Source organism: Desulfocapsa sulfexigens DSM 10523 (assembly GCF_000341395.1).
Taxonomy (GTDB): Bacteria; Desulfobacterota; Desulfobulbia; order Desulfobulbales; family Desulfocapsaceae; genus Desulfocapsa; species Desulfocapsa sulfexigens.
In genome coordinates this window covers 26,935-45,302 of sequence record NC_020304.1, presented here as the reverse complement: position 1 = coordinate 45,302, position 18,368 = coordinate 26,935, and the positions used below count along the sequence as shown (strand labels likewise).

Annotated in this window: 18 protein-coding genes; 6 read left to right on the top strand and 12 right to left on the bottom strand. The window is 47.1% G+C overall.

What is annotated here, in order from left to right:
* The first annotated feature begins 21 nt into the window (after positions 1 to 21).
* From UWK_RS00190 to UWK_RS00175, 4 genes are all read left to right on the top strand, one after another.
* Positions 22 to 708, top strand: a complete 687-nt coding sequence (locus UWK_RS00190; protein ID WP_015402325.1) for a TIGR00153 family protein — start codon at positions 22 to 24, stop codon at positions 706 to 708.
* 71 nt (positions 709 to 779) lie between these two features.
* Entirely contained in the window at positions 780 to 2,045 is a 1,266-nt protein-coding gene (locus UWK_RS00185) for an inorganic phosphate transporter (RefSeq protein WP_015402324.1), read from the top strand.
* A 215-nt stretch (positions 2,046 to 2,260) separates the two neighbouring features.
* Positions 2,261 to 4,081 (top strand): transglycosylase domain-containing protein, encoded by a 1,821-nt coding sequence (locus tag UWK_RS00180; protein WP_052326938.1) that lies wholly within the window; start codon positions 2,261 to 2,263, stop codon positions 4,079 to 4,081.
* Positions 4,082 to 4,086: 5 nt separating this feature from the next.
* The gene (locus tag UWK_RS00175; RefSeq protein ID WP_015402322.1) at positions 4,087 to 4,614 is read left to right on the top strand and encodes a hypothetical protein; all 528 of its coding nucleotides are present in this window, start codon (positions 4,087 to 4,089) and stop codon (positions 4,612 to 4,614) included.
* Positions 4,615 to 4,660: 46 nt separating this feature from the next.
* Here the strand turns inward: UWK_RS00175 and UWK_RS00170 are convergent, their stop codons facing one another.
* The 4 genes from UWK_RS00170 to UWK_RS00155 all read right to left on the bottom strand — a co-directional run bounded on the left by UWK_RS00170 (position 4,661) and on the right by UWK_RS00155 (position 11,044).
* Positions 4,661 to 5,545 carry a phosphate/phosphite/phosphonate ABC transporter substrate-binding protein gene (locus tag UWK_RS00170; RefSeq protein ID WP_015402321.1) on the bottom strand — a complete coding sequence of 295 codons (885 nt, stop codon included), beginning with the start codon at positions 5,543 to 5,545 and terminating at the stop codon, positions 4,661 to 4,663.
* A 246-nt stretch (positions 5,546 to 5,791) separates the two neighbouring features.
* Entirely contained in the window at positions 5,792 to 8,155 is a 2,364-nt protein-coding gene (locus UWK_RS00165; protein ID WP_015402320.1) for an FAD-dependent oxidoreductase, read from the bottom strand.
* Between the two features lie 148 nt (positions 8,156 to 8,303).
* Positions 8,304 to 9,944 (bottom strand): glutamate synthase-related protein, encoded by a 1,641-nt coding sequence (locus tag UWK_RS00160; RefSeq protein ID WP_015402319.1) that lies wholly within the window; start codon positions 9,942 to 9,944, stop codon positions 8,304 to 8,306.
* Entirely contained in the window at positions 9,902 to 11,044 is a 1,143-nt protein-coding gene (locus UWK_RS00155; RefSeq protein ID WP_015402318.1) for a class II glutamine amidotransferase domain-containing protein, read from the bottom strand. Before UWK_RS00155 ends, UWK_RS00160 begins: the two co-directional genes overlap by 43 nt.
* A gap of 291 nt (positions 11,045 to 11,335) precedes the next feature.
* On the opposite strand from UWK_RS00155, the gene UWK_RS17965 reads away from it, so the two are divergent.
* Positions 11,336 to 12,607, top strand: a complete 1,272-nt coding sequence (locus UWK_RS17965; protein WP_015402317.1) for a hypothetical protein — start codon at positions 11,336 to 11,338, stop codon at positions 12,605 to 12,607.
* Positions 12,608 to 12,701: 94 nt separating this feature from the next.
* Here the strand turns inward: UWK_RS17965 and UWK_RS19530 are convergent, their stop codons facing one another.
* The gene (locus tag UWK_RS19530; protein WP_167320691.1) at positions 12,702 to 12,857 is read right to left on the bottom strand and encodes a hypothetical protein; all 156 of its coding nucleotides are present in this window, start codon (positions 12,855 to 12,857) and stop codon (positions 12,702 to 12,704) included.
* A 132-nt stretch (positions 12,858 to 12,989) separates the two neighbouring features.
* On the opposite strand from UWK_RS19530, the gene UWK_RS00145 reads away from it, so the two are divergent.
* Positions 12,990 to 13,280 (top strand): hypothetical protein, encoded by a 291-nt coding sequence (locus UWK_RS00145; RefSeq protein WP_015402316.1) that lies wholly within the window; start codon positions 12,990 to 12,992, stop codon positions 13,278 to 13,280.
* A 63-nt stretch (positions 13,281 to 13,343) separates the two neighbouring features.
* On the opposite strand, the gene UWK_RS00140 is transcribed toward UWK_RS00145, so the two are convergent.
* From UWK_RS00140 to rsfS, 7 genes are all read right to left on the bottom strand, one after another.
* Positions 13,344 to 13,658, bottom strand: coding sequence for a PilZ domain-containing protein (locus tag UWK_RS00140; RefSeq protein ID WP_015402315.1), 315 nt, complete (start codon positions 13,656 to 13,658; stop codon positions 13,344 to 13,346).
* A gap of 188 nt (positions 13,659 to 13,846) precedes the next feature.
* Positions 13,847 to 14,092 carry a Sec-independent protein translocase subunit TatA/TatB gene (locus tag UWK_RS00135; RefSeq protein ID WP_015402314.1) on the bottom strand — a complete coding sequence of 82 codons (246 nt, stop codon included), beginning with the start codon at positions 14,090 to 14,092 and terminating at the stop codon, positions 13,847 to 13,849.
* A gap of 41 nt (positions 14,093 to 14,133) precedes the next feature.
* On the bottom strand, positions 14,134 to 14,319 hold the full coding sequence (gene tatA / locus UWK_RS00130) for a twin-arginine translocase TatA/TatE family subunit (RefSeq protein WP_015402313.1): 186 nt from the start codon (positions 14,317 to 14,319) through the stop codon (positions 14,134 to 14,136).
* 83 nt (positions 14,320 to 14,402) lie between these two features.
* Positions 14,403 to 15,731, bottom strand: a complete 1,329-nt coding sequence (locus tag UWK_RS00125; protein WP_015402312.1) for an amidohydrolase family protein — start codon at positions 15,729 to 15,731, stop codon at positions 14,403 to 14,405.
* Positions 15,728 to 16,567 carry a purine-nucleoside phosphorylase gene (locus UWK_RS00120; protein WP_015402311.1) on the bottom strand — a complete coding sequence of 280 codons (840 nt, stop codon included), beginning with the start codon at positions 16,565 to 16,567 and terminating at the stop codon, positions 15,728 to 15,730. The genes UWK_RS00125 and UWK_RS00120 overlap by 4 nt, the downstream gene beginning before the upstream one ends.
* 4 nt (positions 16,568 to 16,571) lie before the next feature.
* The gene (gene thrC / locus UWK_RS00115; RefSeq protein WP_015402310.1) at positions 16,572 to 17,978 is read right to left on the bottom strand and encodes a threonine synthase; all 1,407 of its coding nucleotides are present in this window, start codon (positions 17,976 to 17,978) and stop codon (positions 16,572 to 16,574) included.
* Positions 17,979 to 17,981: 3 nt separating this feature from the next.
* Entirely contained in the window at positions 17,982 to 18,359 is a 378-nt protein-coding gene (gene rsfS / locus UWK_RS00110) for a ribosome silencing factor (protein ID WP_015402309.1), read from the bottom strand.
* Between the last annotated feature and the right edge of the window lie 9 nt (positions 18,360 to 18,368).

Sequence of the window (18,368 nt, the reverse complement as noted above, 5' to 3'; positions counted from 1 at the left end):
CAAGAGAGGGAGAAATATATTATGGTAGCAATGTCAACGAACCCCTTAGCGGGTTTACTTCGAAAGTCACCGTTTAAGCCAATTCAGGAACATATGCGGACAGTTTTTTCCTGTGTTATGTTACTGCCCGCCCTTTTTGATGCACTTTATAGAAAAGAGCAGGGTGAGGTGACTGAGCTTGCAGGGCAGATAGGGGTTCTGGAAACTGAAGCGGATGGGATCAAGGCGACGTACAGGCACAATATGCCGAAGACTCTGTTGCTTCCCGTTGACAGAAAGGATCTACTTAGTCTGATTCATGAACAGGATTCTGTAGCAGATGGTGTTGAGAAAATCAGTCAGCTTCTGGTAAATCGGGATATGACGGTGCCCGACGCCATTAAGGGCGGACTGGATGAGTTGCTTGAGGGAACCATGGAGATAATCACCCAGGCAAAGAACATGGTTGAAGAGCTTGATGAATTAGTGCATGTCGGATTCAGCGGCAGGGAGCATGATAAGGTATCCCGTATGATCGATGGTGTACGTAAATCAGAACATAATCTTGATAAAATTCTGAAGAAGGTGAACCGGACGCTTTTCACTATTGAAAAAGAACTGGATCCCGTTTCTGTCATGTTCTGGTATCGGATCATTGAAGAGATTGGTAATATTTCAGATCACGCTGAAAACATGGCCGATCGTCTGCTGTTGTTTCTGTCTAAGTAGACGATTGACTCTGGAAAAAGTTATATTGAATGAAGTCGTTAAGCTGTTCACACTAAGGGAAGAGAGATAAAATGGAAGTTATTGCTGCGTATGGAACAATTATGATTACACTTGCTGTAATCTTTGGCCTCTATATGACATGGGGCATTGGGGCCAATGATCTGGCAAATGCCATGGGCACATCCGTTGGAGCAGGTGCTGTAACGGTAAAACAGGCAATTGGTATTGCGATTGTTTTTGAGTTTGCCGGCGCTGTGCTTGCTGGCGGAAACGTCACTAAAACAATTCGTAAGGGAATTATAGATCCAACAAACATCATTGCAACACCGGAGATCCTGGTCTATGGAATGCTTGCCGCATTGCTTGCCGCAGCCGTGTGGCTGATGATCGCATCGAGTAAGGGATGGCCTGTCTCTACCACTCACTCCATTGTCGGTGCTTTAATTGGTTTTGCAGTTGTTGGTATCGGTCCGGATGCTGTGAACTGGGGAAAGGTTGGGAAGATTGTTGCGAGCTGGGTAATCTCTCCGGCCATTGGCGGTACCATCGCGTTTCTTCTTGTTCTGTCGACTCGGAAATTAATTTTCGACACGGAAAATCCGCTGAGGAATGCCAAAAAATATGCTCCGTACTATATTTTTCTGGTAGGCTTTATAATCTCTCTGGTGACCCTGTTTAAGGGCTTGGCGCATCTTCATATAGAACTTACAGGACCACAGAGTTTTGGGTTGGCGATCTGTATTGGTCTTCTTACCAGCTCTATTGGCATGTTTTTTATCAGAAAGGTAAAGGAGGATACCGAAGCGGACCGCGATTTTCATTTTGCGAGTGTGGAAAAGGTGTTCACCCCAATGATGCTTTTTACTGCCTGTTCCATGGCCTTTGCTCATGGCTCCAATGATGTTGCTAACGGAATAGGACCTCTTGCAGCAGTTATCAGTATTGTTACATCGGGTGGTGAAGTCATGCAGTCGTCTGAAATGCCTGTCTGGATACTCTTTGTTGGTGGCACAGGAATTGTTGTCGGCCTTGTCACTCTTGGCTATAGAGTGATGTTGACCGTCGGCACCAAGATTACAGAGCTGACTCCGTCACGTGGTTTTTGTGCGGAGCTGGCTGCTGCCAGTACGGTTGTTCTCGCATCCCGTACTGGTTTGCCGGTTTCGACCACACATATTCTGGTTGGTGCGGTTCTTGGCGTTGGGCTGGCCCGGGGGATTGGTGCCCTTGATCTGCGAGTGATCCTGAATATTATTGTTTCCTGGATTGTTACTCTGCCGGCCGGCGCAATCATGGCAATGGTATTTTTCTTCTTCCTGAAAGGCGTTTTTGGTTGATTGGTGACCTCTCCGGCATCTGGTAATGAGTGATCTGGCCATATTTCTATAAAGTGACCGGATCGCTCGTTTTTGAGGCACTGGAAAATGTTTGTCGTGAAATCCTTTGTAACTGATGAGTGGGCTTTTTCCCCATTATTGTTTTTTTTTCAGTCCTTTGACCAGCGTCCTTAATTATTGTGCCAGCAGCTAAAAAAGAAACGCCGCCACGTTCTGTGGCGAAACCGAAACGTGTCTATTCAAAGCCCTATGGTGAAAAGCACATCATTGGTTTTCTTTTTGCTATAAGTGTTAGTCTGACGGTTTTTCTTGGTAGTCTCCTTCTTATTCTGTCTTTGTTGAAAATTCCTGACATCAGAAGTGTTGCTGAGTATAAACCTGCCCAGGCTACAGAAATTCTCGATAGGCACGGAAATGTCATTGAACGAGTTTTCACCGAAAACCGGACTGTTGTTCCACTGTCACAGATGCCGGCCTATCTTCCTCAGGCTTTTGTCGCAGCAGAAGATGGTCGTTTTTTTGAACATCCGGGTCTTGATGTCTGGTCGGTATTTCGAGCTGTAATCAATAACGTGCGCAGTGGACGTCGTGCACAGGGAGGTTCTACCATTACGCAGCAGGTGGCGCGGTCTCTCCTGCTCACCCCTGAAAAAACCTTCCTCCGAAAATTTAAGGAAGCAATTCTTGCGTGGCGGATTGATACCCTCCTCAGTAAGGATGAGATTCTCTATATTTATCTTAATCAGATTTATCTTGGCAGTGGTGCCTATGGCGTGGAGGCAGCTTCACAGGTGTATTTTGGGAAGCGTGCCCGGGATTTGAAGCTTGGAGAGGCCGCAATCCTAGCCGGTTTACCCCAGGCACCGAGCAGGTACTCTCCGCACAAAAATATGAATGCTGCCCTTGAGAGGCAGCGCTATGTCTTGAATCGTATGGCAGCAGACGGGTATGTAAGTGAAGCCTCTGCCCAAAATGCCTATCTGCGTTCTCTGAAACTTGCCGAAAAGCCAGATCAAAAAAGAGCAGTGAATGGCTATTTTATTCAACTGGTAACAAAACAAGCGGAAAAAATAATTGGGAAATCACTGAATCGTGCGGGAATACGGATCCATACTACCATGGACTCAAGGCAACAGCAGTTGGCTGCTGCGGCCCTTACACGTGGGTTGGATTCTTCCTTTTCAGGGGATAAGGAGGTGCAGGGAGCAATTGTTTCACTTGATACCTGTAATGGAAGGGTCAGAGCTTTAGTAGGTGGTCGTGATTTTAATACGAGTGCTTTTGATCGTGCGACTCAAGCCAGACGTTCAGCAGGATCTTTGTTTAAACCTCTTCTCTATGCCGCAGCCTTTACAAAAGGGTTTACACCGGACTCTACCCTGATGGATTCGCCATTTGCCATTCGCGGCCATGACGGAAAGGAGTGGAGGCCAAGAAATTTTTCCGGGAAGTATTTTGGTGAGACCACATTACGAGTAGCGCTGGTGAAATCCAGAAATATCATTGCCATAAAATTACTGCAACAGGTTGGTATTAAAAGGGTTCAGAAACTTGCAGAGGCCTTTGGGATAAGGCCTCCCATAACTTCTGATCTCTCTCTTGCACTTGGAGCCACCGGTGTTTCTTTGCTTGAAATTACTGCGGCGTACTCACCATTTGTCTGTAAGGGACAGTATTTTTCTCCTACACTCATCAGCGGAATAGATTCTAACGGTGGCAGGAAAATTTTTCGAGACACACCCACTGGAAACCAGGTGCTGAGTTCCTCAGTCGCCAGTGTTATGAAAGGACTGTTGAGTGAGGTTATTCGCAATGGGACAGGAAAAAGAGCCGGCGGTTTAGGAACCGTCTCCGGAGGGAAAACTGGCACCACCAACGATAACAGAGATGCATGGTTTGTTGGGTTTTCCGACAAAACACTTACTGGAGTGTGGTTTGGTTATGACGACAATAAAAGCCTTGGAAATGGAAGAAACGGGGGCGTCGTTGCGGCACCTGTCTGGCGTGAATTTATGAGTGGAGTCAGTACCAGGTGAAACCTATGAATTATCTGACGATTATCAGCACCTGTTATTGCGGTGATGGCGCAGTGAAGCTAGAAAAAGCCAGGCAGTTATTGGAAGTTTATGGAAAAGGACTCTTACAACAGGAAGAGATAGTGGATCAACTGAGAAGTGTCAGGGATAAGGTGGTGTTACTTGATACTCATATGACAGCAATGAATATGGGGAAAACCTGTACCAGATGCGCTGCAGCTCCAAAAGGTGGTTGCTGCAGTGTTTATATGGGCAATGAAAACAATGATGCCCTGCTCCTTCTTATGAATATTCTAGCGGGAGTGGACGTGAGGCCTGTGTGCGATAATGGTGTAGAGTGTTGCTTCCTTGGAACCGGCGGCTGTATTCTGCTCTTTAAGCCAATATTCTGTTTAAATTATCTTTGTAAACGTATTCGGAAAGAGTCAAACACAGAGGAACTGAGAAAGTTGGAACTCAAGACAGGAGTAGTTCTTACGGCCCAGTCGGATCTTGAGCAACTCCTTATTCGTTTTCTGCAGGGTGAGAGGTGAACCGGACAGGCTATATGTATGCCTGTCCGGTAGAAGAGAGGGGGGGTTATTTGTATGCTCCAACTCCAAGGGACTTCTGAAGTTCCTCAACAGGGCTGTAATCGAGAGGATCGGTCCAACCGATTATTTTTGCGTTGCTTGCGGCCGGATCGTCTTTTTGAACCTGTTTTAATGCAGCCACAACTTCCTGGGCCAAGGTATCTGGTGTTGCAGCGGTTTTAGCGAGAGGCCATTCTGGGTAGAGTGTTGTGGAATAGACAAATGGGAAAGCAGAACTCTGTTTGTTGATGATTTTGAAATCTTCCATGGCAATAGCCCCAGCTGCAACCATTCGCTCCAGAGTGTCAGTACGAACGGTTCCCGCCTGAGCCTGTTCATTTTGAACGGCAAAAACAACGTTATCATGTTTTCCAGCAAAGTCCACTTTGGCAAAGTCTGTAAAAGGATCCATGCCTGCATCCTTTATTGTTTTGTAGGCCATCTGCCAGCCGCCAAAAGATGATTTTGAAACAGCCATAAAGGTTTTTCCTTTTAAGTCAGCAAGTGAATTGATGCTGTCATTGTAGGCACTTGTAAAGATGACACCGCCAAAAGATTCAAGAGCCTGTCCCTGCCTGGAGTTTATCATTGTGGCTATAGCGCTGGCACCGTATTTCACCTTTGCAGTCACATACATGGAGGAATTGATAAGAAAGAAATCAACAGCATTTGCTTCGATCGCCGGATTGACCTTATCAAAATCAAGGGGAACAATCTCCACTGTCTTGCCAAGCTTGGCGGAGAGGTACTCTCCGGTAGCAGTCCATTTTTTTAGAGCTTTTGCCGGACCATCTTTGGCAAGAACTCCAATTTTAACGGTACCTGCGGCCTGGGCAGAGAAACTGCAAAAGAAAAAAAGAATGACAGCTAGAATAGAAAAATAGCGTTTCATTGAAAACCCTCCCGGCTTATGAAATAAAAAAATAAAGTGTGTAGAGCCGCAAATAACTGCTCGACCGATACTGGCGAACGCTTGATACGCCAGTATAATTACCTGACCAGATTATTTTCTTTGAAAAACAAAAAATAATGTGTGATGCGTTAGAAGTCTTTCAAAAAGGTACAGAAAAGTCAAGAAACAAAATCCCCACAGGGGGTCACCTGCAGGGATCTGTTAACGGGATGGGGAGGATTGATACTAGAAGGGTCTCAGTGTCCAGATTCCGCAGGGGCAGGTATCGGCACAAAATCCACATGCTATACATTTTTTATCATCGGAAACATACTCATAGGATGCTCCAAGCCCGGATTCGTAGCCATTTGTGTGAGCAAATTCAAGCTCTCTGCGACTAATAGCACCTTCTGGACAGATTGTCTCGCAGAGGTGGCAGTCACGGCATGACGCGCAGGATAGACAACGCTCGGCGGAGTTTTCCTGGGAATGCTCATGCTCAAGATCGGGAATGTAATGAGTAATGGTCAGTGCCTGTTGAGTGATTACCTTTTTCGTAAAAGGTTTCCACTCTTCTCCCTTGAACTGCGAAATAATATATTCTGCAGCTGTCTTACCGGCACCAAGAGCATTGGTTGCAAGACCAGGTCTTTCAACGTCACCAATGGCAAGAACTTTGGCATCGGTGGTGAGATGTGCTTCATTGGTTTTTAGCCAGGCCGCACCTCCAATACTAAGCGTTTCAACGGAGTCTGGAAGGAACTGGAGTTTGGGAACATCACCAATGGAGATGATAACTGTCTGAGCAGGAATGAGCTCACCGGTATCCATTACAAGGCCTTCAGGAGTGACTTCTCTGGTCATAACGGGCCAGCGAAATTCCGCACCAAGTGCCTCGGCTGCTTCCTTTTCCTTACCAAAAGCAAGAGGTTTCTGGATATCAACGAGCGTTACCTTTTCCGCACCAAGCCGATAGGCTTCACAGGCTACATCACAACCAACATTACCAGCTCCGATAATAACGACTTCTTTGCCAACCTTCTCAGGAGTTGCACTCTTTGCTTTTTTCAGGAAGTCAAGTGCCGGGATAACTGTTTCATGTCCAGGAAAGGGAATCTTGCGAGGCTCGTGGGTTCCAACTGCAACAATCACATAATCAAATTCTTCTTTAAGTTTGGCGAAAGTTTCCTTGCTCATATCCACGCCAAGGTTGGTGTGAATGTTTGGAGTTTCCAGGAACCGTTTTACTTCCTGATCCCATATGGCCTGGGACAGTCGTTCCCATGGAATTACCTGGGCAAGCTTACCACCGATAAAATCGTCTTTTTCGAATATATGGGCTTCAACACCGGCGTGAGCAAGCTGCCAGGCAGCATTCATTCCAGCAGGCCCACCACCAACGATGGCAACCTTTTTCCCAAGTGAAGCTGCAACTTCAGGAGATCTGGCAGAACTTACGGATCGACCAAGTACCTGAACGTCAATAGGATCATCCACTCCCTGGCGGGAGCAGTTCTCCATGCAGAGATTCGGGCAAACAGCACCGCAGACAGATGCAGGCAGCGGTGTATATTGAAGCAGCATTTCATAAGCTTCGTCTATCTGTCCGTCACGGATCAATCGTAAACGGTCAACGGTGGGAATATGCACCGGACAATAATAGGTACAGGGAGCTGCTGACTCACGGTTGGCCCAATAGGGTTTCTTGCGGCGCATATCCCCGGTGGGTACTGCCCCAATTGGGCTACGGTCAAGGCCGGGTGCCAGATCGCGAAGCGGGTCTCCACCACCAAAAGCCTGATTCCAGTGTTTATTGCGAAATTCAGCCATGGGCATGGGGCCTGAGAAAAGCAATGCCCTTTCCTGTGGGGAAACAGCATTTAATACCTGCCATTCATCGCGAACCAGGAGGGAATTTTTTAGATCTTCACGCCCGATTTTCCCAAGATAGCCAGGCATGTTTTCTTCGAGCCACTGCCACTGTTCATCCGTCGGAGGTGCCAGACGGGCATTATTTCTGGAATAAGAATTGTCTGTTTTACCACGGAAAAAGATGGTGCCGCCAACCATTCCCACACAGGGACGATAGCCGGTAACATTTTCGGGGTTTTTTGCATTCTCACCGCAAATAACAGCTACGCCGCCACAATTAAACTCTGCAAAGGAATCACCTGCAGAGCCGAGTACCCAGAGCTCGGGTTTTTCGTAATCTGGATTCCATTTGGTCATGGTCAGTCCACGGGCACCAATTGATCCGCCTATATAGACTTTTCCGTTGGCCATGGCATTACAGACACCATTGGTGGCATCGCCAAGTACGGTGATTTCTGCACCAATGTTCAGGTAGCCGACATCGTCGGATGCTGCACCTTTACAGGTGATGGTGGTTCCAGGCATTCCCATGCAGCCAAGACGCTGTCCGGTGGGTCCGGATACTTCAATGGACAAACCGTCTGCATGCTGCAGTCGAATTCCAAGGTTATGTTGGCCCATGGATTCGATCTGGATGGAGCTGCTTGTTCTGGCAGCTGCCTGAACCATGGCTTCAAAGTCCATGGAACTGATTCTACGGCCATTTTTGTCCAGGCCTTTTACAACAGTAGCACTCACAGAAAACTCCTTATGAAAAAAGTCTTAGTTTAAATGAAGGAAAACTAAAAACGATTAACTCATTAACACCGGAATACGGGTAGTAGGCCGGTGTAAGGTACCTTCAGAAAATTCTTTTTAGTGAAAAACAAAAAGAATTTCTAAGGTACTAACATACATATTTTATATTTAGTCTGTCGGCAGCATCCTTGTCACCAATTCCCAGAGCATCGGACATGCCAACCGGCAGGGACTGGGAACGTCCAAGCGGTGCCATGACCTTCTTCATCTCAGTACGGATGGACATAAATACCTCAGCGACACGTTCCGCTACCTGATCGGGATCAAGACGACGGTACAGTTTAGGATTCTGACTGGTGATACCTTTCGGGCAGATACCAACGTTGCAGACATTGCAGCGGTTTCTCTCGTTGCCAAGACAACCTGCAGCAGCTTGCATTACGTATTTTCCAATATGAACACCGGATGCGCCAAGCATGATAAGTGCCAGACCATTCTGGGTGACATTACCATTTTTACCGATACCGCCGGCTGCAAAAATGGGAATTTCATTCTGCTTACCCTGTGCAACCAGATCGAGATAGCACTCACGCACATTGGAGGCAATAGGGTGTCCCGTTGCATCCATGGAGACGTTGTAAGCAGCACCTGTTCCACCATCGATTCCATCGATCAGCAGACCACCGGCATAGGGATTACGTACCAGATTATTCAGTACTGATTTGGCACTCGTTGAGGCCGAGATCTTTGGATAGATCGGAACCTTGTGACCAAAGGCGGTGGACAGGGTCTGGATCATCTTCATCACCGATTCCTCAATGGAATAGAGCGTCTGGTGCACAGGAGGCGACGGAAGGTCTACTCCTTCGGGCACACCGCGAAGACGAGCAATCAACTTGGAGACCTTGAACCACATAAGCAGTCCGCCGTCGCCTGGTTTAGCACCTTGACCATATTTTATTTCTATGGCGGCAGGGTCACACTGCATATCGGGAATGGCCCGGATGATCTCATCCCAACCAAAATAACCGGATGCAATCTGCAGGACAATGTACTTGAGGTAGGGGCTTTTCAGAACCCATGGAGGACATCCTCCTTCACCAGTACACATAACGACTGGGATACCAAGTACTTCATTACAATAGGCAACACCCTGCAGCAACCCAAGCCACATATTTGGCGACAGCGCACCAAAAGACATGGAGCCGATTACAAAAGGAAATATTTCCCGTGTTGGCGGAATCCATCCCCCCTCGCGCGTGCGTTTCAGGAACTCTGCCGGATCAAGAGTGCGACCCAGGGTTGTGGTAACACTGAACTCGTGGCGTCCGGCATCCAGTGCCGGATCGGTGAGCATTGAAATGCGGTTAAACATGATCCTGTCAAGCAGGGTGGGGCCGACTTCGTTACGTCTGCCGCCACGCTTCATGGGCTCACCCTTCTGGTTGTTGAAGAAGAGAGTTCTGTGCTCGTTAGTATTGGGAACGGGCTGGATTGCCTCGTTTGGACAGACCATGGAGCACATGGAGCAACCGATGCAGGCATTGGCCATGTTCTTTTTCTGGCGGATACCGACAAAAGTACGGTATTCATTGCCGCGTTTTTTCTTGAGGACGTCAAGTTTTGGCATCCTCTGGCGTCTATAGGCGAGATAGATTGCCTCTTTAGGACAAACTGCGGTACAATGACCACAGAGGGTACATCTATCTTCGCGGTGCTGGATTATCCAGGGCAGGTCAGTGTAGCTTAAGCTGCCTGGCCCAACGGATACGGATCGTGCTGAGACCATATTGTCAGTTCCTTTCGTTCTGGTGGTACAAGAATTGTGTGTTCACGCATGGGTTGGAAATCAAGTGATGGATCACGGTCGGGTACCATGGCATCAACACCGCACATTTCTGATGCGATTGCCCAGGCACCAGGCCTTCCACCCACGGTTGCGGGGCGTAATTTTTTCTGATCCATAACCAGCATACAGGTCTCATCGGGCAGGGTTCCAATAACTGCATTGGGTCCGTCAATGATAAGGCGTCGACAGGAATCACGAAGACCTCTTAAAAAATCTCCCTGAGGATGATTGGCCAGTTCATCGCCCCGAAGAGGGGTGATGATGTGTTTGTAGGCCTGGAGAGGGAGTTTGAGCTGCTTTAAGGTGTAGTGGAGAATGTGTGTGAAGGTCTCCGAGTCACTCTGATATCCGGTGTATCCTGGAAAATGTTTGCCGAGCAGCCAGTCACGGATGGGAACAAAAGCAGTGTTTTCCCCGTTGGTCATGGTGGCGATTCCCTGGATAAAGAAGGGATGGCAGGCATAAAGGTTGATCCCGTAGTTGGTGTTCTGACGTCCCTGTGCCATACAGACCCGGGATTTGATCCGGTTGTCGAACAGTCTCAGCCCGTCACCAATTTCAAGTGGCCAGCCAACTTCCTTGATAGTGGCAACATCTGGCCAGAAAGAAAAAACTGTGAGATCGTCGCCATGGAGTTCTCCGTCTTTTCTGAGTGCAAGCCGGGTCATCATTAAATCATGCTCAATCTCTTCCTCTGACTTCTCTGAGATTGATTGTGGTAACTTGTAAACACGAAGAAAATAACGATATCTGTTATGTGCTTTCAGATGACCGGGAGCGGTGTCAAAGTCATGGTCATACTTCAGTTCAAAACCGTGACTGTCCATATAGTTCCTGAGACGGTCCCACGCCTCTTCAGTATGGGCAATACCTGAAAGAACTGGGTTTTTGGTATTGTAGGTGTAATCATCAAAATCAAGACCGCGCAGAAGAAGTCCGAGGCCGGAGCCATCGTAACCTTCCTGCATAGCCTCCATGCCCTGGAGAACTTCATATGGAGAGAAGGCCTCACTGGCGGTTTTCAGGGCTAAACGACACATGCATTACTCCTGATTGGTTAAAAGATATATCCGCTGGTTTATAAAAAACGACAGATTGTTTGTTTGTGAATTCTCTTTTATTTTTATCCTCTTTGTAAAAAAAAGATAAAAAAGTAGGCAAACCAAGATGCTTACAACGTAACCCATCCATTGTCAAGATGAAAGGGCATTACGGTCGTTAACAATTTTCAGGATGTGTCGATATGAATAAATGGAGTCCTTTTCTTTTTTGTCAGGAAAGGGAATAATGGCCAACGGCCGCAATGATTTATTTGACGCAGGAGGAGTGACATGAAAATTAACACTTCCCACATCAGCATGGACGCGTCGGCAGAACACAGGGATGTGACCGGGAGAGTAGCGCAAATGGTGGCAGGCAGGTTGGGGGAGGATCCGGAATTTCGGCTTAATCTCTCTGGAGAACCAGACCTGCGAAGGGAAAGGGTCGAAGAAAGCCGTCAGTCACAGGAGTGTACGGCCATAAGTACGGTACACTGCACCGATGGAGAAAAAGAATACAAAACCACTGCCGATCATGCTTTGGAACAGATGGTAACTGAGGTAGTTGGACAACGGGTCCGCTTAAGGAGGATTCAAGGACTTGAGGGCCAGGGAAATGTTATCTTGTCGGAACCTCTGAACCCACCAGGAAAGATTGCTGTGTTTTCTTTTGCATCTGTTTCTACTAGCTACCACTATGAAAAGGTCTCTATTCACTCTTCCGGTTCAGTGCAGTTGGAAGATGGGCGGGATCTGAATTTTTCACTTGATCTCAGTATGGAGCGGCAAGCACGTGTTACCGAGAGCATGGCATGGCGTGGGGCAGGCGGGGTGTTGATGGATCCGCTGGTCTTTAACTTTGATTGCAACTTAGAAAATCTAGCAAATCGCAGTTTCCAGTTTGATCTGGATAGTGACGGGATTAGCGATGAATCTTTTTCATTGCAGCCCGGTAGTGGGTTTCTCGCTCTTGATTTAAATAATGATAAAAAAATTAATAACGGAAGCGAACTTTTTGGACCAAGCACTGGCTATGGATTTCAGGAACTGGCCTTACACGATATGGATAGGAATGGCTGGATTGATGAGAATGATGAGATTTTTAAAAAACTTCGCATCTGGTCTCCCGAGAAATCAGGAGAGGCTGCACTTCTCAGTCTTCAGGAGGCTGGCGTAGGAGCCATCTGTCTGACCCATGACAAGACCGCATTTCAACTGCGGGATCGAGATAATGTACTTATGGGCGAGGTTGCAGCCAATGGTTTTTTTCTCACTGAGGATGGGGAGGTCAGACCTGTTCAGGAAATAAAACTTGCCATGAAGGAAAAAGACGAGAATGGCACTGGGACGATTTCAGAAAGAGAGTTTTCCGAGGCACAGATTTTTCTGCGACAGATGGTGACAATACGGCAGGAGGAAGTTCGGGAAATTGCAAAACGTCGTCTGAGGCGACGTGATCAGGAAGAGAGACGTGATCTTCTGGCAGTTCTGTTTCCAGACCGGGAAAAAGAGAGAGGACTTGCTTCGGTGATTGCAAGAGTGGAGGGAACTACTCCTGCCTGATTGATTGGACAGGTATTCATGCAGGGGGAACCTGTCGTTCCTGATTAGTGTTCCCCCATGAAGAAACTGGCGTTTGTTTTGTAATGTTATCGTTTCACCCGAATAATTGTTTTTCCTGATTACCATCGAAACTCAGCTTTGCAACCCGGAGCTGTTCCGTGTCGACTATAAGGGACGCCATAAACCCATCCCTGGGGGCTCTGCTGTGGCCGTCCAGGCCGCAGATGCCCATATAATCAACACGAACCAACTCCTCCTCAGGCGTGCAGGCTGAGGATTAGTGGTAATCAGGTTGTTTTTTGTGAATTTTGTGCTACCGTGGTAAACAGTTATATTGATTCCAAAGAGTGTAGCAGAATTCAGCGATCAAAGGAGCAAATGTATGAAGTGGTGTAGTGCTGTCGTCGTATTTCTCTATCTTATGGTGCCATTTAGTGTGCAAGCTGAATCAAAGGCAGGTTGTGCTGAACTTTTGTTGAACCGTTGCCAGTCCTGTCACTATCTGGATCGTGTCTGTAGCCAGGTGGATGAAAAATCAAAACGTCGTTGGGACGCAACTATAAAACGGATGGTTAAACGACGTGGTGCCGACCTTAATGAAGAAGAGCAAACATTTCTTTTAGACTGTTTAGTGGCGCCTGCGCCTGATATAAAAAAGGAATGTAAGAAATGAATAAGTATTAGAAATGACAGCAAGTATTTGCAGGTTTTGACCCGGCGTGGTCACGTTTTCTCATTAATCCGATGCTTCCCCTATGAACTGGTAGTACGTGGCGTTGATTTTCAGGAAATTACATCCAAGTCCCCCGCTGTTATCGCAGTGGCTGATACAGCCATATATTTCTGTGATCATTCTTTCCTCTTCATCATTGAGTACCAGGCTGATGGTACATTCTGTCCCCTCCTCAAGGTGAATATCTGGCGCACATTCTATAAAGGCTCCACCCATTCCAAGATCACGGGTTTGTCCCTGGATGGTTTCGCCATTTGCAAGTTTCAGAATGGCAAATTTTTGAATCAACAGGCGCTCATAGTTACGACGATTTGACATGATTTCCCTTCGGTGTAGGAGATAAATCTAAACCATAAATATAGTTTTTTCTCTTTTAGAGTATGTCAAGGTGGAGAGACTTGTCAAGAAAGATGAAGTGTGAAAAAAAGAAAATCATGGGGGCAAAAAAAGGAGAACCGATTACGATTCTCCTTCATATTCATTGCTGGGGCGACCAGACTGATAGGTTATTTGAGAATATTGCCGATGTTTTTTACTGCATCAACTTTGTCTTTTACGGCTGTAACTTCTTTCACCCCGGGAACATCTTCCAGAATTTTCTTGCCGCCGTCTTCAACGTCACTTATCCCGTTTTTGAACGACGAGATTGCCTTACCTAGACCTGACCCAATTTCCGGAAGTTTTTTTCCTCCGAAAACAAGAACAGCAATGCCGAGAATAACAACTAATTCAGGGGTTCCGAGTCCAAACATGGTTTTCTCCAGTTAGAGTAAAGTCGGGGGGAGCCGTCGGCTCAGGTCTGTGAATCACCTTTGGTGTCTTCGTCAATCGTTTTTGTTTCTTCTTTTTTGGTGGCATCCTTAAAATTTTTGATGCCTTTACCAATTCCCGATCCAATTTCCGGAAGTTTGCCAGCACCAAAAATAATAACAATAATGACCAGAATAACAATTAGCTCAGGCATTCCAAGTCCAAACATAGTGCTTCCTCTATACGTATAAAATCACAGTTAACAACTTTCTATATACAGATTACTGAGTGTAGAGCAGTACTGCGAGAATGTCAATCCTTTCCATGCCTGACAATGTTTTGTCCGATCTCTCGCATCCGGGCAAGAATCTGCTCTTCATCAAGGCTTTGGAGAACTCTGTCTTCCATAACGATCCTGCCGTTTATGATTGAATGGATGACATCAGACCCGCGAGCTGCGTAGACAAGGTGCGACGGAATGTTATACAGTGGTGTGAGGTGCGGTTGGTTCATGTTGAGTACAATCATATCCGCTTTTTTGCCGACTGCAAGTGTTCCGATATGATCACTGGCCCCAAGAGTTGTAGCTCCACCAAGTGTTGCTGCATGCAGGGTCTGTTCAGCGCCCATTGCTGTAGGATCCATACGGGCAACTTTGTGGATCTTAGCAACCGTGTTCATCTCTCCGAACATATCCACATCGTTGTTTGACGCGGCACCGTCCGTTCCTATTCCAACCTCTATACCAGCTTCGATCATCTTGACAACGGGCGCGGTGCCCGAGGCAAGTTTCATGTTTGATTCCTGACAGTGGGATACTTTTACACCCCGCTCAGCCATAAGTGCAATTTCTCTGTCATCCAGCATAACGCAATGAGCAGCCAGTGTTTTGGGGCCAAGTAGTCCCAAGCGCTCCAGATGGTCTACCGGGGAGCAGTTATAGCGCTCTTTGCAGGTGTTCACTTCCGCTTCATTCTCGGAGAGATGAATTGCGTAGAGACTGTCATGGCTCTGTGCAACTTTCCCGAGCCGCGTCAGTAGTTCCGGTGAACAGGTATAAACTGAGTGGGGATCGGCAGTGATTGAAATGAGCGAATGGCCTGAATAGAGACCAAAGAGCTCTTCCACATAGGAAAAACCATTCTCCAGATCGCCATAACAGGGAGACGGAAAGTCATAAAGTACTTCACCAATCCATGCCCGCATCCCGGATTCAACCGTAGCTCTCGCCACCTCTTTCGAAAAAAGATACATGTCACAGAAACTGGTGGTTCCGGATTTGATCATCTCAGCAAGTGACAGCAGCGTGGAGTGATAGATCATTTCGGGAGTCCAGCGGGCTTCCACCGGAAAAATGTGTTTTTCAAGCCAGGTCATTAGGGGCAGGTCGTCGGCGAGTCCACGGAAACAGGCCATTGGTGCATGGGTATGGGTGTTGACAAGGCCGGGCATAATCAGGCCATGATCTGTGTGGATATGGCGCTCTGTTGTAAACTGTGCAAGGATGTCTTCGCTGGTACCGATTGCTGCGATGCTATCCTTCGACACCGCTACAGCCCCATTATTGATGACATTTTTTTGTCTGGAATCCGGGATGAGGTAACTGCCGGAAATAATGGTATCAGCCCGTTGTGTTGTCATGATGGTATCCGTGCAGCAATCTCTACGATTAACTGTTCAAGTTTTGGTTCCATGGCTTCGGCAGTGGCTATAATATCCTCAAGAATAATAGGCTCAAAATTGTCAGGGTCGTTCACGTTAGAAACAACAGATAAACCAAGCACATCCATTCCACCGTGTTTGGCGACTATGATTTCAGGAACAGATGACATGCCCACAGCATCTGCGCCACTTTCACGAAGCCACCTTGTCTCAGCTGGTGTTTCAAGACTTGGGCCAGGGATACAGACATAAACACCACTGATTACGTTGGCGATTTTACAGAAGCTGGCACTGTCCAGAGCAGTTTTGATAAGCCCCGGGTGGTATGGGGTTGAAAAATCGGGAAAACGCGGGCCCCAGTTGTCAATATTCGGGCCTCGCAGCGGGTTCTCACCCAGGAAATTCAGGTGATCCCGGAAAACCATGATGGATCCTGCCTGAAAAAGCGGATTGAGTCCACCTGCAGCGTTGGTCACGATCAGGGTCTTCGCTCCGAGGAGTGACAGTACTCTGATGGGGAAGGCAACCTCCTTTGTGGAGTACCCTTCATAAAAGTGAAATCTTCCCTGAAGGACGGCAACTTTTTTATCGCCAAGATAGCCAAGGATAAGGTTTCCACTGTGACTAGCAACTGTAGATCTTGGAAAGTGGGGAATTTCGGAGTAGGGAAGCATCAGTGCGCTGGTGATTCTGTCTCCAAAGTGACCAAGGCCGGTCCCGAGCTGTATAAGCAGATCGGGAGTGAATGGGAGTAGCTGCTTCAGGTGGGCAACGCACTCCTCCACCTGTCTTTTGTGTTCTGCTGCTCCCTGCATTGTGTTAGCAGTTGTGTTTGGAATGTTTTTTGACAAATTCCTGTATATCGTTTCTGTCGGCATCCATCAGTTCACAGCGAGACTCTCTGTTTTCTTCCATTAAGACAGCAATGGAATCGGGGAGCTCAAGGGGTTTTTCTATGGCAGCTTCCACGGTATCGCCAAATTTTCCGGGATGGGCGGTGGCCAGGCAGCAGACAGGGATTCCCTTTTCCTGGTGTTTAAGGGCACAGTGCACCCCGACTGCCGTGTGTGGATCCATAATGTAGCCATATTGCTTATAGAAATCACGGATGCAAGTCGAGACATCCTCTTCAGTGGCCTTTTCTGTAATGAAATCCCTCTGGATCTGATCCTTGAAATCGGTGAGATTGATTTCACCGGTTTCAGCAAACTGCATCATGGCCTGATTTGTTCGATTAGGTTCTTTGTCGAGGAGATAGTACAGGTAACGCTCAAAGTTGGAAGCCGACTGGATATCCATGGAAGGACTTGAAGTAGCTACAACATCACCAAGAGAGTAGTCACCATTACTGACCATTCGTGAGAGGATGTCATTGGAGTTAGTTGCCAGCATTAATTTTCTGATTGTTCCTTCGGGAAGCATGCGCTTTGCAATATAACCAGCGAATATATCGCCAAAGTTTCCTGTAGGGACCGAGAAATCCGTCGCTTTATCATTTTCGTGACTGGAAATATGGAGACAAGCGTGTACATAGTAGACTACCTGAGCAAGGACCCTGGCCCAGTTGATGGAATTGATGGCTCCAAGATGTTGTTTTTCCTTGAAGTCCAGATCATTGAAGATGGCTTTCACAATAGCCTGGCCATCGTCAAAGGTACCGCGGATAGCAATATTAAAAACATTGCTGTCCGTCACCGTTGTCATCTGTTTTTCCTGGACTTTACTTACTCGTTTATGAGGGTGGAGAATGAAGATGTTAATTCGTTCTTTTCCTCTTACTCCGTAAATGGCAGCGCTACCGGTATCACCGGAGGTGGCACCCAGAATATTCATAACCGAATCATCTTTTTCCAGGAGGTATTCAAAAATATTGCCGAGGAACTGCAGGGCAACATCTTTAAAAGCCAGGGTAGGGCCATGGAAAAGCTCCATAATGTGGAGAGGTCCCTGGTGGATGATAGGGATAACCTGTTCTGTATCAAAAGTTGCATAGGAGCGACTGATTATGTCACGGAGATCAGTTCCGGGAATGTCATCGATAAAACGAGACATAATCTCAAAGGCCAGTTTAGGATAAGAAAGATCTTTCCATTGACCAAAGGTATCGCTACCAATACGAGGAATCGTTCTTGGGAGGAGTAGGCCGCCATCGTCGGCAAGTCCCATCATCACGGCTTTAGTGAAGGGAACGGGGTCAATGCCGCCACGGGTACTGATGTATTGCATATATTAGCTCTCGTTTATTTCCACTCTTGGGGCATCATGCCACAGCCCTTCCAGGTCGTAAAAAGATCGCTGTTCATGATAGAAAATATGAACTACTACATCAGCAAAGTCAAGAAGAACCCACATTCCTTCCTGAATTCCTTCTGCTTTTGCCGCACTAATTCTTTTTGAACGCATCGCTTTTTCCAGTGCTTCGGCGAGACCCTGTACGTGGCGACTGGAACGGCCACTCATGATGACAAAGTAGTCGGTGAAGGAGGAAAGTTCGCGTACATCGAGTACGACCAGGTCTTCTGCCTTTGTATCCAGGGCAGCCTTGACGCAGATGGTGACCAGCTCAAAACTGCTTTTGTCCTGTAATTCGTCTTTAATTTTTTTCATAGTATAATG